The 14,117-nt window shown below is 48.0% G+C and carries 15 protein-coding genes; 13 read left to right on the top strand and 2 right to left on the bottom strand.

What is annotated here, in order from left to right:
• The first annotated feature begins 95 nt into the window (after positions 1 to 95).
• The 9 genes from NSS67_RS31145 (at position 96) to NSS67_RS31105 (ending at position 7,987) form a co-directional block, all read left to right on the top strand.
• Positions 96 to 299 (top strand): hypothetical protein, encoded by a 204-nt coding sequence (locus NSS67_RS31145; RefSeq protein WP_339317647.1) that lies wholly within the window; start codon positions 96 to 98, stop codon positions 297 to 299.
• Positions 300 to 2,593: 2,294 nt separating this feature from the next.
• Complete coding sequence (locus NSS67_RS31140) at positions 2,594 to 3,424, top strand: alpha/beta fold hydrolase (protein WP_339317646.1); 831 nt, start codon at positions 2,594 to 2,596, stop codon at positions 3,422 to 3,424.
• Positions 3,425 to 3,509: 85 nt separating this feature from the next.
• On the top strand, positions 3,510 to 4,286 hold the full coding sequence (locus tag NSS67_RS31135; protein ID WP_339317645.1) for a class III extradiol ring-cleavage dioxygenase: 777 nt from the start codon (positions 3,510 to 3,512) through the stop codon (positions 4,284 to 4,286).
• A gap of 225 nt (positions 4,287 to 4,511) precedes the next feature.
• On the top strand, positions 4,512 to 5,141 hold the full coding sequence (locus NSS67_RS31130; protein WP_339317644.1) for a DUF3048 domain-containing protein: 630 nt from the start codon (positions 4,512 to 4,514) through the stop codon (positions 5,139 to 5,141).
• A gap of 2 nt (positions 5,142 to 5,143) precedes the next feature.
• Entirely contained in the window at positions 5,144 to 5,608 is a 465-nt protein-coding gene (locus NSS67_RS31125) for a DUF3048 C-terminal domain-containing protein (protein WP_339317643.1), read from the top strand.
• Positions 5,609 to 5,808: 200 nt separating this feature from the next.
• On the top strand, positions 5,809 to 6,426 hold the full coding sequence (locus NSS67_RS31120) for a DUF47 family protein (RefSeq protein ID WP_042124056.1): 618 nt from the start codon (positions 5,809 to 5,811) through the stop codon (positions 6,424 to 6,426).
• 13 nt (positions 6,427 to 6,439) lie between these two features.
• Entirely contained in the window at positions 6,440 to 7,432 is a 993-nt protein-coding gene (locus NSS67_RS31115; RefSeq protein ID WP_339317642.1) for an inorganic phosphate transporter, read from the top strand.
• An 87-nt stretch (positions 7,433 to 7,519) separates the two neighbouring features.
• Positions 7,520 to 7,657 (top strand): hypothetical protein, encoded by a 138-nt coding sequence (locus NSS67_RS31110; protein WP_339317641.1) that lies wholly within the window; start codon positions 7,520 to 7,522, stop codon positions 7,655 to 7,657.
• A gap of 114 nt (positions 7,658 to 7,771) precedes the next feature.
• Positions 7,772 to 7,987, top strand: coding sequence for a hypothetical protein (locus NSS67_RS31105; RefSeq protein ID WP_339317640.1), 216 nt, complete (start codon positions 7,772 to 7,774; stop codon positions 7,985 to 7,987).
• Positions 7,988 to 8,346: 359 nt separating this feature from the next.
• Here NSS67_RS31105 and NSS67_RS31100 read toward each other — a convergent pair whose 3' ends face one another.
• On the bottom strand, positions 8,347 to 9,072 hold the full coding sequence (locus tag NSS67_RS31100) for a hypothetical protein (RefSeq protein ID WP_339317639.1): 726 nt from the start codon (positions 9,070 to 9,072) through the stop codon (positions 8,347 to 8,349).
• A 731-nt stretch (positions 9,073 to 9,803) separates the two neighbouring features.
• On the opposite strand from NSS67_RS31100, the gene corA reads away from it, so the two are divergent.
• A complete protein-coding gene (corA, locus tag NSS67_RS31095) occupies positions 9,804 to 10,763 on the top strand; it encodes a magnesium/cobalt transporter CorA (RefSeq protein WP_339317638.1) in 960 nt (319 codons plus the stop codon).
• Positions 10,764 to 10,878: 115 nt separating this feature from the next.
• Here the strand turns inward: corA and NSS67_RS31090 are convergent, their stop codons facing one another.
• Positions 10,879 to 11,439: a tyrosine protein kinase gene (locus NSS67_RS31090; RefSeq protein ID WP_339317637.1), complete on the bottom strand. Its 561-nt coding sequence runs from the start codon at positions 11,437 to 11,439 to the stop codon at positions 10,879 to 10,881.
• A gap of 430 nt (positions 11,440 to 11,869) precedes the next feature.
• On the opposite strand from NSS67_RS31090, the gene NSS67_RS31085 reads away from it, so the two are divergent.
• The 3 genes from NSS67_RS31085 (at position 11,870) to NSS67_RS31075 (ending at position 14,056) form a co-directional block, all read left to right on the top strand.
• Complete coding sequence (locus tag NSS67_RS31085) at positions 11,870 to 12,160, top strand: YerC/YecD family TrpR-related protein (RefSeq protein WP_019913624.1); 291 nt, start codon at positions 11,870 to 11,872, stop codon at positions 12,158 to 12,160.
• Between the two features lie 3 nt (positions 12,161 to 12,163).
• Complete coding sequence (locus NSS67_RS31080) at positions 12,164 to 12,931, top strand: CbiX/SirB N-terminal domain-containing protein (protein WP_339317636.1); 768 nt, start codon at positions 12,164 to 12,166, stop codon at positions 12,929 to 12,931.
• 234 nt (positions 12,932 to 13,165) lie between these two features.
• Complete coding sequence (locus NSS67_RS31075) at positions 13,166 to 14,056, top strand: diacylglycerol kinase (protein WP_339317635.1); 891 nt, start codon at positions 13,166 to 13,168, stop codon at positions 14,054 to 14,056.
• Positions 14,057 to 14,117: the final 61 nt, after the last annotated feature.

Genomic DNA, 14,117 nt, shown 5'->3' with positions numbered 1-14,117 from the left:
CATTTCTATTGTCCTATGCATAATCCTTTTATAAGAGTGAACACTGATAATGTTGTTGCTTGATCAATATAGCTTTGGGAAAGGTTGGGAGCTTTATGGAACATGAGAACAAGAAGGAACAGGGAAGAGTCATGGGCAACGGTTTCGAGCCTACGCCCAATCATTCAATGGGGGATTGGGGCGGCTCTGATGGATTCAGCATGTGGAATTCCACGGAAGAAGCAACCGCTGAGGGCCAGCTTAACGATTGGGAAGGCAGTCAAGAAACCCATGAGATGTTTAACGACAGCTATGATTGATTGACAACCATGGAAGCTTAAATCGTTTAGTTATCGTAAAAACAACAGAGCAGCGATCCTCCGTTTACTGGGGGATGGCTGCTCTGTGTTTTTTGTGAGGGGCACTTGGTTTGCGTTGGAACCGCTGAAACCACATGAATGAGAGAACATAGGTGTGCCGGATCGCTGGAATGTTGGAGCGCCGGAACATGTTCACGAAAACAGCGGAACATCGGATCAACGACGACACCAACTTCGATCTGCCACCGTCACCCGCCACCCGCCATCCGTAACCGGCCAACGCTACCCGCCACCCACCACCCGCCATCCGCCATCCGCCAACCCGCGACCCGTCACCCGCCTATCGCGACCCGTCACCCGTCACCCGTCACCCGTCACCCGTCACCCGTCACCCGTCACCCGTCACCCGTCACCCGTCACCCGTCACCCGTCACCCGTCACCCGTCACCCGTCACCCGTCACCCGTCACCCGTCACCCGTCACCCGTAACCGGCCAACGCTACCCGCCACCCACCACCCGCCATCCGCCATCCGCCACCCGTCATCCGCCACCCCGCGACCCGTCACCCGCCACTCGCCACTCGCCACCCGTCACCCGTCACCCGTCACCCGTCACCCGTCACCCGTCACCCGTCACCCGTCACCCGTCACCCGTCACCCGTCACCCGTCACCCGTCACCCGTCACCCGTCACCCGTCATCCGTCATCCGCCACCCGTCACCCGCCACCCGTCACCCGCCACCCGCCAATCGCGACCCGTCACCCGCCAAGTACCCGAGAACTTATGGTTGTCGTAAGCGTCCGCTGTAGCTATCGGACTCAGATGACGTTATTTGCAAATTTATCGCCTTTTCAGCAGGGTTTCGGACTCCAGTGACGCTATTCCTTGGAAAGAGGCTCATAATTGCTGTTTTTCAGGGTGATAGCGGCTATGGGGTCCGATAGTATTCAAAAAGTGGGATAAAGCTGCATATAGGGTCCACTGAGTCCGATAGGGCTGCTTCATTCGTGCAAATATTAACTACCCGAGAACTTATGGTTGTCGTAGGCGTCCATACAAACTTTTGGACTCAGATGACGTTATTTGCAAATTTATCGCCTTTTCAGCAGAGTTTCGGACCCCAGTGCAGCTATTCCTCGGAAAGAGGCTCATATTTGCTGTTTTTCAGGGCAATAGCGGCTATGGGGTACGATAGTGTTCAAAAAGTGGGATAAAGCTGCATATAGTGTCCATTGAGTCCGATAGAGCAGCTTTATTCGTGCAAATATCAACTATTCGAGAACTTATGGTTGTCGTAAGCGTCCGCTGTAGCTATCGGACTCAGATGACGTTATTTGCAAATTTATCGCCTTTTGAGCAGAGTTTCGGACCCCAGTGACGCTATTCCTCGAAAAGAGGCTCATAATCGCTGTTTTTCAGGGCAATAGCGGCTATGGGGTCCGATAGTATTCAAAAAGTGGGATAAAGCTGCATATAGGGTCCACTGAGTCCGATTGGGATGCTTCATTCGTGCAAATATCAACTATTGAGAACTTTTGGTTGTCGTAGGCGTCCACACAAGCTTTTGGACTCAGAAGACGTTATTTGCAAATTTCTCGCCTTTTCAGCAGAGTTTCGGACTCCAGTGACGCTATTCCTCGAAATGAGGCTCATATATGCAATTTTTCAGGGTAATAGCGGCTATGGGGTCCGATATTGTTCAAAAAGTGGGATAAAGCTGCATATAGGGTCCACTGAGTCCGATAGGGCTGCTTCATTCGTGCAAGTATCAACTATTCGAGAACTTATGGTTGTCGTAGGCGTCCACACAAGCTATCGGACTCAGATGACATTATTTGCAAATTTTTCGCCTTTTCAGCAGAGTTTCGGACTCCAGTGACGCTATTCCTCGGAAAGAGCCTCATACTTGCTGTTTTTCAGGGCAATAGCGGCTATGGGGTCCGATAGTGTTCAAAAAGTGGGATAAAGCTGCATATAGGGTCCACTGAGTCCGATAGAGATGGTTGATTTTCTTGATCCGCGAAAATGTTATTTAAACCAGCAAAGGTAGTGTGTAGATCAAGTGGGGAGGTCAAAAAAGACGGAGCGGGTATCTCAGAGTCATGATCATGACTACGGGGTACCCTATTAGCCGTGCAGGCCCTAACCTCCAATATGCCTCACATCATACAAAGAACTGTCCCGTTCCTGTTGACAATACGAACGAAATCTTTATAATAAGAATATAATTCATACTAAGTTAATCGGAATTCTAATAAATTAAAATAAATTTTAAATATAGGAGGTTACGGCTATGGAACGGAATATTATAATCCGGCATAACGGCGAAGAATTGACAGCGAGCATTCATTATCCGAGTAAAGAGAAGGGAACTTCTACGCGTTGCAAGGACAGATTGCCATTAGCCGTAATCTGCCATGGATTTGTGGGTAACCGGATTGGAGTCGATCGGATATTTGTCAAAGCAGCTCGTGAGCTGGCGGAAGACGGGTATATGGTCATTCGATTTGATTATGTGGGCTGCGGTGAGAGCAGTGGTAATTACGGCGGCGAGGATATGGAGTCGATGATCGCTCAGACTAGAGCGGTGCTTGATTACGGAATTAGCTCTGCCGATGTGGATCCACAGCGTGTGACGCTTATTGGCCACAGTCTAGGTGGCGCGGTTGCGCTACTGACAAGTATTCGTGATCGCCGCGTAAAGAATCTCGTGCTGTGGGCCTCCGTGGGTTACCCCTTCAATGATATTGTGAAGATCGTAGGGCGGGAGGCGTATGATCGATCGGTGAAGAATGGGTCAGCGGATTACGTAGGCTACTCGTTCACGCCGGTGTATTTTAATTCATTGGCGGCCTTCCAGCCTTTCCAAGAAGCTAGTAAATTCAGCGGTGATGTGCTCGTAATTCATGGTACGTCTGACGATGTCATCCCCGTGGATTATGCTTTTCTTTATCAAAAATTATTCTGGACGCGCCCTGAGGGGCGTTGCGATAAAGAAATTATTTTTCAAGGCGATCATACCTTTTCTTCTGGGCCAGCACAGCAGCAACTGCTTAAGCGGACAAGAGATTGGATGAACGAGCAGGAGCATGTACAGACAGAGTGGCAAAATTGGATGATATAGGTGATGGACTTTACTCGCAATAACTTGAAATAAGCGGTAAAATAAAGATGCACACCATATACTGGGTTATGGAGGTTGGCATCCTATGAAATTACCGTCATTTTTTATCGCGCACGGTTCTCCGCTCCTCGCACTGGAGGATAACGAGTATACCCGTTTTCTGGAGCGGCTCGGTCAAGAACTAGAAGCACCACGGGGTATAGTAATATTCTCAGCGCACTGGGATAGCCCCGAGCAGCTACTCACCATTGACGAGCAGCACGAGACTCAACACGACTTCTACGGATTCCCTGAAGAAATGTACACGCTGACCTATCCAGCCCCGGGCGATCCGGCTCTCACTCAGCGGATTTCTGAGCTCTTCAAGGGTAACAATCTTTCACATCAGCCCGTTCAGGGGCGAGGACTCGATCATGGAGTCTGGGTGATACTGAAAAAAATGTTTCCACAAGCCGATATTCCGGTAGTCGCTTTATCCGTCGATTCACTGCGTTCTCCTAAGGAGCAGTACGATATCGGGCGGATGCTAGCCCCTCTGCGTGACGAAGGCATACTGCTGATAGGAAGCGGTGGACTTGTTCACAATTTGCGGATGCTTAATGAAAGTGATCAGCCTGAAGAGTGGGCACTTGAATTTGATGCGTGGATTGCCAAGGGTTTAGAATCCTGGGATTTACCTTCACTGTTTGCTTACGAGAAAAAAGCTCCGCATGTTCGAGATGCGGTTCCATCTTACGGAAGAGAGCATTTTGCACCTCTCTTTTATGCGATGGGAACAGCGGATGGCAGTAGGAAGGCAGAGCGGATCTTTCAAGCGTACCAATACGGGACATTAAGCCTCAATTGCTGGAAGCTAGACTAAATGATAACTGGATAAGATACACGCAGGGTGCAGCCGGAGATCGGCTGTGCCCTTTTTTAATGTAGCAGAAATATATTTGGGGCCTCCGCAAAGTTCTTGAGTACGCATCGAAGCAAAGCCCCACTTTGTGGGGATATTTTATGTTCAAGACAAATGGGACTGGCTGTGATTAAATGGAAGAAACCAGTTAAGTTACATAAAACGTTTAGGAGGAACTACAAGCTTATGAAAGTAAACTGCTCTTCTTCCCGTCTGTTATCTGCAATTGTACTAACGTCCCTATTGCTCTCCGCTTGCGGAACACAGAGTGCCAATAATGAAATCGCCCCGACTGTGCAGCCTACCGCAGATCCTGCGCCCATTGAAACTATTCAGCCCTCACCTACTACAGAACCAGCTGCTGAGCTCGTATCCGGATTAACCGGTCTTCCGGTTTCTGAAGAGAGTCTCCCACGCCCTTTGGCCGTTATGATTAATAATGCTCCAGCTGCCCGGCCGCAGTCGGGGGTAAGTGAAGCGGATATTTTGTATGAGATCCTTGCTGAAGGTGGCGTCACACGGTTGATTGGTATTTTTCAGAGCCATACTGGAGTGGTGAAAATTGGACCGATTCGCAGTATCCGTCCCTATCTGCTGGATATTGGCGAGAGCTACGGTGGTGTGACGGTGCATGCCGGAGGGAGTCCGGCGGCTTATGCGATTTTGCAAAAAGAGAAAAAAGCAGATATGGACGAGATCGGTCGTGCCGGAGCCTATTTCTGGCGGGACAAAACACGTAAAGCTCCCCATAATCTCTACACTAATGCAGCAAAGCTGAGAGAGGTACCGAGAAGTTTGGATATGAGAAAAGTGTGAAGGTGCCGGGTTATCTTTTTAACAATCCAGATTACATACCGACGGGCGGAGAGCAGGTCGCTGAATTTAGCGTAAACTTCTTACTTAAAAGCTATAAAATTGACTATAAATACGATACTCAGCGCCAGACCTATCAGCGTTACGTAAATGGCAAGCCGCATTTGGATCTGAATAGCGATAATCCAGTAGAAGCTGCAAATGTAATGGTGATGGGAGCCGATCACAAGGTGCTTGATGATGTTGGAAGACTTCAGGTTGATGTGGAGCTTGGTGGGGAAGCGTTGCTTTTTCAACGGGGACAGGTTACGAAGGGCAGATGGTCGCGTGAGCTTGGTGATGTGATTCGGTTTGTGAAGGATGGCAAAGAGGCGTTGATGTATCCAGGAATCACCCATATTTTGGTCGTGCCTAATGCTCCTTCATTCAGCAGTCATGTGGTATACGGCGGGGCAGATAGTGCAACCTAAAAGTCGAAATAAGCAGTGTTTTATAGATTTGTGTTCGGAATTATGGGTATATGTTGAGGGAGTGTAAAAAAGTTCATTTCTATAGCTTCTATACCTCGAATGGATATGTTAAGATAACAAGGGTTGTCATTCATTTTCATGCTTTTTACATATGGGTGGCTCTGTACTCACGGTAATATTATGTAAAGGGGTTTAAAACAATGAAGTTGAGAAAAAAGGACATATTCTTTGAGACGCTAGAAAATATGGCGGACACCATTGTCCAAGCTGCAGATTATTTTGCGCAGAATATCACTGATCTCCGGAATAATGTCGATAGTTTCGCTGCAGAGATGAAGAAGTACGAATCCCAATGTGATACTTACACGCACACCGTAATCAAGGAATTGAATAAGACGTTCATTACGCCACTTGAGCGTGACGACATTATGGACCTGATTACAAGCATGGATGATGTCATTGATGGTTTGGAGGCATCCGCCTCACGTTTCTATATGTACAACCTGTTAGACCCGGATGAATACATTGTACAATTCGCCGAAATTCTTCGCCAATGTGCTTATGAAATCCAAAAAGCGGTTCATTTGCTCTCCCAGAAGAAGCTGCTGGCGATTCGTGAATATACGATCCGTCTGAATGACCTTGAGAATCAAGGGGACGAAGTGCTTCGTATTTGTACTAAAGCTCTATTTGAAACCGTTAAGGACCCGATTGAGCTGATCAAGCGCAAGGAACTATATGAGCGACTCGAGACCACTACAGATAAATGTGAAGATGTAGCGAACATGCTGGAATCGATCATCATGCGCAACTCATAAGGGGTATTAGAATATGGAAACATCTATATGGATTCTTGGAATAGTTATATTTCTCGCACTTGCGTTTGACTTTATTAATGGATTCCATGATACGGCCAATGCAATTGCTACCTCTGTCTCTACACGTGCGTTAAAACCTCGAACAGCCATTATTATGGCAGCTACGATGAACTTTGTCGGAGCCTTGATGTTTACGGGTGTGGCCAAAAAAATCGGCGGAAGTATTACCGACCCCACCATGCTGGATAACGGTCTGGATATCATAATAGCTACGTTGATTGCTGCGATTATTTGGAATCTGATCACTTGGTGGCTCGGAATTCCTTCCTCCTCCTCACATGCCCTAATCGGTGCTTTGGCAGGTGCGGTATATGTTGGAGCAGGTTCGTCCTATATCAACTGGGGCGGGTTTGTTGAAATCGTCGAGGGGTTAATTTTCTCCCCACTGATTGCATTTGTTATCGGTTATATTATCATGACGGTCCTGAAATGGATTTTTGCAAAGCGCAGTCCGCACTCCGTTAACAAGGGCTTCCGTTCTATGCAGGTTGTGACGGCAGCATTACAATCGTTCACTCATGGTACGAATGATGCGCAGAAGGCGATGGGGATCATTACCTTTGCTCTCGTAACTTCGGGACACCAAGAGAATATGGATTTTATCCCACTGTGGGTTAAAGTGGCTGCAGCTACGGCTATGGCGCTCGGTACCTCCATTGGTGGCTGGAAGATTATCAAGACGATGGGTACGAAGATTTTCAAAATCGAGCCTATCAACGGCTTCGCGGCTGATATTTCCGCGGCTTCTGTTATTTTCACAGCAACATTGCTGCATTTGCCAGTCAGCTCAACGCATGCGATCACTTCGGCGATCTTGGGTGTTGGTTCTGCCAAACGCTTTTCAGCTGTAAAATGGGGAGTAGCCGGACGTATTGTAATCACTTGGTTTATCACGATTCCTATTAGTGCGATATTAGCCGGTCTGATTTTCAAAATCATTTTTTAATCCCTTTAATAAAAAGATGTCAGTTAGCCTTTGGCTGCGGACATCTTTTTTTGTTGTTGTGTGGGTTGGTGAGGTGAAGGGATAGAGGTGGGGGAAGGAAGGAAGGAAGGAAGGAAGGAAGGAAGGAAGGAAGGAAGGGGGATGGATGGATGGATGGATGGATGGATGGATGGATGGATGGATGGATGGGCTGATGAGCGGCGGTTCGAAGGATTGAAGGAGTGAAGGACCGTAGGATCGTATGGCTAATTCTCCTGCTCCACCGTCGACTCTTCCCTTCATCGGGGTATGAACGGTATAAATCCCCTAGATGTAGCGGAAATCGGCGCTGGAGGGGGAATGAACGGTATAAATCCCGTAGAAATGGCGGAAATGGGCGCTGGAGGGGGAAAGAGCGGTATAAATCCCGTAGATATGGCGGAAATCGGCGCTGGAGGGGGAAAGAACGGTATAAATCCCGTAGAAATGGCGGAAATGGGCGATGGAGGGGGAAAAGAAGCAAAAATACCCCAGAATAGGCGAAATAGCGCCGAAGAAGCAAAAAGAGGAGCATAAATGCCCCAGAATAGGTGAAATAGCGTCAAACAAGCGGAAAGAGGGGCATAAATCCCCCAGAATTCGCGAAATAGCACCGAAGGAGTAGAATGAGGGGCATAAATGCACTAGAATAGGCGAAATAGCGCCGAAGAAGCGAAAAGAGGGGCATAAATGCTCTAGAATTCGCGAAATAGCGTCGAAGGAGTAGAAAGAAGGGGCATAGTGCCTTAGACTTGCAGTGTCTAGCTTGTATAGCCGAGAGTGGTTGAAGATGGGATAAGTTGCTTATGAGCGAAGGTATGGACGTCTTTTTTTTGTGTATCTGCCGAATCTTAGGTGGGCGGGTCAGAATTTAAACTAACTAATCATTAAACAAATCATTCGACTCGAATCAGTTCAGTAACAACCCAACCAACGGAACGAGCCCAAGCAACCGAACGAGCCCAAGCAACCGAACGAGCCCAAGCAACCGAACGAACCCAAGCAACCGAACGAGCCCAACCAACCGAACGAACCCAAGCAACCGAACGAGCCCAAGCAACCGAACGAACGCAACCAACCGAACGAACGCAACCAACCGAACGAGCCCAACCAACCAACCGAACGAACCCAACCATCGGAACGAGCCCAACCAACCGAACGAGCCCAAGCAACCCAAGCAACCCAAGCAACCCAAGCAACCCAAGCAACCCAAGCAACCCAAGCAACCCAAGCAACCCAAGCAACCCAAGCAACCCAAGCAACCCAAGCAACCCAAGCAACCCAAGCAACCCAAGCAACCCAAGCAACCCAAGCAACCCAAGCAACCCAAGCAACCCAAGCAACCCAAGCAACCCAAGCAACCCAAGCAACCCAAGCAACCCAAGCAACCCAAGCAACCCAAGCAACCCAAGCAACCCAAGCAACCCAAGCAACCCAAGCAACCCAAGCAACCCAAGCAACCCAAGCAACCCAAGCAACCCAAGCAACCCAAGCAACCCAAGCAACCCAAGCAACCCAAGCAACCCAAGCAACCCAAGCAACCCAAGCAACCCAAGCAACCCAAGCAACCCAAGCAACCCAAGCAACCCAAGCAACCCAAGCAACCGAAGCAACCCAAGCACCCAAGCAACTCAAGCAACTCAAGCAACTCAAGCAGCCCAAGCGACCGAAGCAACTCAAGCAACTCAAGCAACCGAAGCAACCCAACGAACCCAAGCAACGAACCCAACCCAACCCAACCCAACCCAACCCAACCCAACCCAACCCAACCCAACCCAACCCAACCCAACCCAACCCAACCCAACCCAACCCAACCCAACCCAACCCAACCCAACCCAACCAACCCAACCCAACCCAACCCAACCCTATTTCCTTTTTCCATTCTTTCCTAGCCGCCGGAGGAGCGTCGCTATATACACTCACTATGATCTGACTGTTCCAAGCGAAAAGATGATAAACGACACTCCCTAAATGGAAATTCAATCTTTTCATCACAAACTATTAATAGGATCAAAGTGGAAGCTGTGATACATAAGGTAAGTGAGCACACGATGATAAACAGAACCTCAACATAGTTATGTAGGTTAAGCTGGAGGTCTGGCTAAGCACGTCTGGTTAAGCTCGAATAATTGTTGCCCGACTCTGTACTCTTACATCCAAACGTTCCGTCAAATGGCGTAATAAACAGTAGATTAGGTATTATTGCGAATATGGCACTGGTATCGGCAGAGCGATGGAACATCCGGGCTGGGATAGCGGACGGCTGGCTAGTTGTGTTTTTTGATATTTTTGGAAGAGTCGTCTTCTTGCGGTACAATAGATGCGTGGAAGAAGATGAAGCGGAGGAACATTTATGATACGTACACTTGCGGTCACGCATACAGGTGAGGTGCTGACTGGGATGTCTCTGCAAGATATCCGGCGAGAGGATTATGCTTGGATATGGGCAGACTTTGCTACACCTACGGCGGAGGAGACGCTGCTGCTGGATGAATATTTTCATTTTCACCCCTTGGCCATTGAGGATTGTATGCATGTGCTGCAACGGCCGAAGTTAGATCATTATGAGGGAGTACAGTTTTTTGTGCTGCATGCGATGAATGAAGAGACGCTGGATGCTGAAGAGGTTGACCTTTTTTTGAGCGCGAATTACCTCGTATCCTATCATCATCAGGAAAAGTCGGAGATGAACGAAGCTTGGGAACAGGTGAGGCGTGAAATACATAGTCGTAAAGGCTGGTCGGGCGGTCCGATGGCAGCTGCATATACAGTAATGGATAAGCTGGTAGATAAGTATTTTCCATGCCTCTACAGTTTAGAGGACGAGCTTGCGGATCTGGAGAGCAGTGGCAGCAGTGAGTCGGTGGAGGATTTGATGAGCCAGGTGTTTGGTGTGCGCGGAAGGCTGCTTAAAATGCGGCGGACGATTGTGCCCATGCGAGATTTGATGTACCGGATCGTGAATTCACAGCATGTCCAGAGCAACGGCGAGGAACGGATTTATTTTGGTGATATCTATGACCATTTGTTAAAGCTGTCCGATATGATTGAGGCTGATCGAGAGATGACCGCGGATCTACGTGACAGCTATATTTCCCTTAACTCTAATCGGATGAATTCGATCATGAAAACATTAACCGTAATCACCACCGTATTCATGCCGCTGACGCTGATCGCCGGAATCTATGGGATGAACTTCGTGGTGATGCCTGAACTCGAATGGAAGTATGGTTATTTTGGCGTTCTGCTGTTTATGCTAGTGGTGGGCGTGGGCATGTTCAGATGGTTCCGGCGCAGTGGATGGTTTAAGTAACAAGTAAACACAAACGTCAACGTCAACAGCAAGTCTCTTTCCACCGAGAATTGCTGTTTTTCTGATTGTAATGACCAACCGGCAATGGTCGTAAGCACGCTAGAAAACGTCACCGCTATTTGCGGCGACGTTTTCCGGTAGAGGGAGTAGAGCGCCGGCGTGTGGTTGTGGAAGATTTGCGACGCCCAGAGGTGGAGCGTCTTTTTTTGCGTCGATTCGGGCTGAACAGCGCGGCATCCTCTTCGGCTGCTAGTGCGCCTGCTGCTCCTTTTCCTTTGCCAAAGCTACCCATGAAGAGCTTAACCATCGGAGCCATCTGCTGGAAGCCGGACATCACCTTCTGCACTTTACCCATGGAGTTTACGATCCCGTCAATGCCGCCCATTCGGTCGATGATACCTTTGATTTGCTCCATATTCCCACCAATTCCGCCACCGCCGCCTAAGCCGCTTAGCAGCCCGGCAAGCCCGCCACTGGCTTTTGTTGTGGCTTCAGCAGCGGGAAGCGCTAGCGCCGTTTCTGTGGCAGCTTCTGCTCCTAAAGCGGGAAGGACTCCGCTCTCTCCTGGGAAGGATGAAGGCGCATATGGACTGAGGCCGGGGTAGGCAGATGCATTATACGAATCGCTCAGTGAACGCTGGCTCCGGCGGGAATGATTATAGTAATGATCAGGCATAATATCACATTCCTTTGTTTGTGGTTTGCTATACTGTATGTCATGGGCGAACATACGGTATAGACGAATGCCCGGGTTACCCGTGATAGGAGCGGAAAAGGGCGAATGCCTATTATCATGCTTGAGAAGTGAAAAAAGCGTGTACAAGCTTGATTTTCGGCGCTTATGTAGTACTATAGTGTAGGTGCTATTTCTTATGTAGGAAGAAATAAACGTAATTTGGTATATTATTAGTGTGCACGGAGCGTGGACATTTGTCCGTCGATTTCACTCTTTACAGCGTGAAATCGTTAATGCTTGAAAAATGCGCTCCAGTGCAATATAGTAGAGGCAGGATAGTGACATTAGGTTGATGTTTCCGGATCTAGTTTTGTACGGAGCTTAATCAGAGAAACTAATGCTGATAGAACTTTTAGGGGATGAAAAATTGATGCAACTTAAGAAGTTAAATGATAAAAGTATCGACCAATTATTTGAAGCTATTTTAACGTTAAAAAATATGGAAGAATGCTACGTGTTCTTTGATGATTTGTGCACCGTGAACGAGATTCAATCGCTGTCGCAGCGACTGGAAGTAGCACGTATGCTCGGCAAAGGCTCGACTTACAATCAGATCGAAGCAGAGACTGGAGCAAGTACAGCTACGATTTCCCGTGTAAAACGTTGTCTGAACTACGGCAATGATGGTTATAAATTAACGTTGGAACGTTTGGGACGCTAATTTATGGTACCGGGCGTACTTATTATCAGTCACGGATCCCGCGACGAGGCTTGGGTGTCGATCGTAGAGGAAGCCGTAAGCGGATTATCGCTAGGTGAAGAGATTCCAGTTGTGGTCTCTTTTTTAGAGCTGGTAGAGGGCCGTCTGATTCAAGATGGGATAAATGAACTGGAACATGCAGGGGTCACAGATATAATTGTGATCCCATTGTTCGTTTCCTCGGGAAGTACACATGTCGATGAAATAGAATATGCACTAGGCGCCAAACCTGAGCCTGAACGTGAGACGGATTTAGCGCTGTTCTCAGTGAAGGCTAAGGTTCATTACGGTTATCCTATTGACGATGATCCAGACATCGCTGTAATGATCTGGGATAAGCTCTCTGAGCTGTCTACGGAACCAGAGCGTGAGACGATTCTGCTGGTGGGTCATGGCAGCATCTATGATGGCTTCCGGCAGCGTTGGCAGCAGGGCATCTCTTCGTTGGCAGGACGTGTGCGTGAGGTTAGCGGTGTAGCGGCGGCCGATTATGGTCTGCTGAATCCAGACAGTGTAAGAAGCAAAGTGGAGTATTGGCAGGAGCAGGGTCACGAGGTATTGGTGGCGCCGCTTTTTTTAAGTGAAGGCTATTTCACTAAGCATGTGGTTCCGAACAAACTTAAAGGATTAACCTATAAATACTCTGGTCAAACGCTTCTGCCCCACCCCCTTCTTCCGCATTGGATTGAGAGACAGGTAGAGAAACTCCTCGAACAGATTCAACAAAAGTGATAAAGAGCCTCCTATCCAACACACTTAATCATGAAAAATAGTGCCCATATCCGTGGATAATACGGGATCTGATGCATACACATATATATAATTGTTTTTTGCCTAACGAAGTGTCGTTAATTGCTGTATATTGGAATTTTTACGATAAATGGCTTCTGACATTGATTGTGGTGGTCCGAATTAGGTATAATCAATTAGGTTATTCTATTATAAAAAACAGGTGGCGTTCCGGTAATGAAAACTGCGAGATTGATTTATAATCCCACTTCTGGACGGGAAGAAATGAAGAAGCGGCTCGCCGATATTTTGGACCGGCTGGATATGGGTGGCATTGAAGCCTCCTGCCATGCAACAACCGGAGAAGGCGATGCTACGTCAGCTGCTGCAGATGCAGTAGAACGCGGTTATGATCTGATCATAGCAGCCGGTGGCGATGGCACTTTAAATGAAGTCATTAACGGTATGGCGGAGAAGCCTAACCTTCCCCCGCTCGGCGTATTGCCGATAGGTACTACCAATGATTTTGCACGTGCGATGGGGATCCCAAAGAATTGGGAAGATTCCTGTGATCTGATCCTTCGCCAAGAGTCACGTCTGATTGACATCGGTAAAGCAAACGACCGTTATTTTATTAATATTGCAGGCGGCGGTAGCTTAACTGAACTGACATATGAAGTTCCCAGTAAGCTGAAGACCATGATAGGTCAGCTTGCTTATTATTTAAAAGGTATTGAAAAAATGGTCAGCCTATCTCCTCAGGAACTGATCATTCGTGCCAATGGGCAGGAAGTCATACATGATGAGTTTATGCTGTTCCTAATCGCAAATACGAATTCCGTTGGCGGCTTCGAAAAGCTTGCTCCTGGCGCTCGAATTGATGACGGTCTGTTAGACGTTATTGCGGTTAAAAAATGTAACCTAGCAGAGTTTGTCCGCTTGGTCAGATTGGCCCTTCGCGGCGAGCATTTGAATGATAAGAAGGTTATTTATTTCCGTACGGATGCGATGGATGTAATCTCTCCTGGACATGTCCAATTGAACTTGGATGGCGAACTGGGTGGAGAGCTGCCAGGGCGTTTTCGGATTTTGCCGCAGCATTTGCGGATTTTTGCAGAGAATGACTGAGGTTGGCGGGAAGAAAAGTAGGCTATTCAGCGATGATGAAGATCTAAGGAATCTAGTGGGA

This window comes from Paenibacillus sp. FSL R10-2734 (genome assembly GCF_037963865.1).
Classification (GTDB): Bacteria; Bacillota; Bacilli; order Paenibacillales; family Paenibacillaceae; genus Paenibacillus_AQ.
This window is presented reverse-complemented; position numbering and strand designations above follow the sequence as displayed.